Raw genomic sequence first — 2,430 nt, forward strand, 5'->3', positions numbered from 1 at the left:
GCAACACCGCCGGAACATCCCCACCCGCTGCCCCGGCGGGATCGAGGTCCACGGCCACCACCAGCGGGCGGGCGTGCCGGGACGCGGCGTCCAGGAGGGCCAGCCCGCGCTCGGACGACAACGGCCTCATTCCGCGCAGTCGCGTCAGGTCCACCCGGCCCATATGCCCGGTCATCTCGCTGGTCTGCGCCCACAGCCCCCAGGCCACCGAAAGACCGGGCAGGCCCAGCGCCCGCCGATGGGCGGCCAACGCGTCGACAAACGCGTTGGCCGCCGCGTATCCGGCCTGCCCCGCGTTGCCCACGACCCCGGCGGCCGACGAGAACATCACGAACAGACGGAGCGGAAGATCCGCCGTGGCGCTGTGCAGATGGGCGGCAGCCGCGGCCTTCGCCGCCCACACCCGCGCCACCTGCTCCTGGGTCTGCGAGGTGACCACCGCGTCATCCAGCAGCCCCGCCGCATGAATGACACCGGTCAGCGGATGCGCCGGGTCGATCCCGGACACCGCGTCGGCGACCGCGTCGGCGTCCGTGACATCCACCGCGGCGATCCGCACCCGTGCGCCCAGGCCGTTCAGCCGCTCGGCCAGCTCCGGTGCGCCGGGCGCCTCCGCGCCACGTCGGCTGACCAGAAGCAGATGCGTGACCTGCCAGGCGCGCACCAGATGCTCGGCCACCAGGCCGCCCAGCAGCCCGGTGCCCCCGGTGATCAGCACCGTACCGTCGGGGTCGAGACCGCCAGGAGCCGGGCCCGCGGCATCCGCATCGTCGGCACGGCCGGTATCACGTACGCGCATCAGCCGGGGCACCACCAGGTGTCCGGCGCGCAGCGCCGCCTGCGGCTCGTCCGCCCGTACGGCGCGGACCACGGCATCCGCCACGTCACTCGCGGCCGGATCGGCGGTCCGGTCAAGGTCGAGGAGGACGAACCGGTCGGGGTGCTCCGCCTGGGCGCTCCGCAGCAGGCCCCACAGCCCCGCCGCGGCCACGTTCACCTCCCCGTCACGGCGATCGTCGGCGTCAGGGCCGCCGATCGGCACCGCACCGCGTGTCATCACCACCAACCGGGCATCCGCCAGCCGCGGTTCGGCCAGCCAGCCCCGCACCAGCTCCAGTGCTCGGAGGACAGAGGTCAAGCCCTCGGCCGCCGCCGTCGCCACGCCGCCCTCCTCCGAGCTGCCGGCTCCGGGCAGGCAGGTCAGGGCGAACGCGGGTGGTGGCGCACCGTCGTCGAGCGCGGCGGTCAACGCTTCGAGATCCGGATGGCAGACCACACCCCCGTCGCCGAGCCCGGGTTCCTCGGCCAGGCGCAGGGTGTCCTGGCCCAGCACGGCCCAGCCCTCGCCGGCGGAGGCGCCCGCGTCGTCCGGTACGGCGGGCATCGGGATCCACTCCAGCGTCAACAGCCCGTCGTTGCCACGTCCTCCCCCGGCCCGGAGCCGACCGGGGTCGGCGGGGCGCATCGTCAGGGAGTCAACCGTGAGCACCGGGGCGCCCATGGCATCGGCCACGACCACGCTCAGCTGGCGCTCCCCGTCGGTGCCGTGCTGACGGGGAGAGAGCCGGACCCGGACCGTGGTCGCCTCCGTGGCCCACAACGACACGCCGTTCCAGGAGAACGGCAGTGCCATCCCCCCGTCGTCGGCCGACTCGGCGTCGGCGGCGAGCAGCATGGGATGCAGGGCGGCATCGAGCAGGGCCGGGTGGATGCCGAACCCGTCCGTGTCCCCGGCTGCTTCGGGCAGCGTCACCTCGGCCAGGAGGTCCGCGCGGTCCCGCCACACCGCACGCAGCCCCTGGAACGACGCACCGTACGCATAGCCCGCCGCGGCGGCACGCTCGTAGAAGCCCTCCGTGTCCACCGGCTCCGCGCCCTCGGGGGGCCAGCCCCCCGCCACCTCCCCGACCGCGCTCGGCGTGGCCGGCGGGCTCAGGACGCCCTCCGCATGGGTCACCCAGTCCGGCTCCGCGCCGGGCTCGATGTCGCGGTCGGGCCGGGAGTACACCCGCACCTCGCGCCGTCCGTCCTCGGCGGGCTCACCCACCACGATCTGCACCCGCAGTCCACCGGACGACGGCAGCGCCAACGGCACCCGTAGCGCCAGTTCCTCGATGCCCCCACAGCCCGCCTCATCGGCCGCGCGTAAGGCCCACTCCACCACTGCCGCACCCGGCACCAGCGAGACACCGGCGATCACATGGTCACCCAGCCAGCCGTCGCCGCCGACCGCCGACACCCGTCCGGTGAGCACGAGCCCGCCGTCGGCGAGGCCCACGGCCGCCCGCAAGAACGGGTGCTCCACACGCTGCAACCCCGCTGCGGCCACATCGCCGACCCTGCCGGTAGTGGCGGCCCAGTAGCGCTCACGTTGGAAGGCGTAGGTGGGCAGGTCGACAGTACGGGGAGTGGGATCGGCCGGGAACGCCG

The 2,430-nt window shown here is 74.5% G+C and carries 1 protein-coding gene; it reads right to left on the reverse strand.

Annotated features, from left to right (window positions below; translation table 11 throughout):
• Positions 1-2,430, reverse strand: a 2,430-nt coding sequence (locus AXW62_RS39505; RefSeq protein ID WP_159061119.1) for a type I polyketide synthase, incomplete at both ends; no start/stop codon positions are given.

The organism is Streptomyces hygroscopicus subsp. hygroscopicus, assembly GCF_001553455.1.
Classification (GTDB): domain Bacteria; phylum Actinomycetota; class Actinomycetes; order Streptomycetales; family Streptomycetaceae; genus Streptomyces; species Streptomyces hygroscopicus.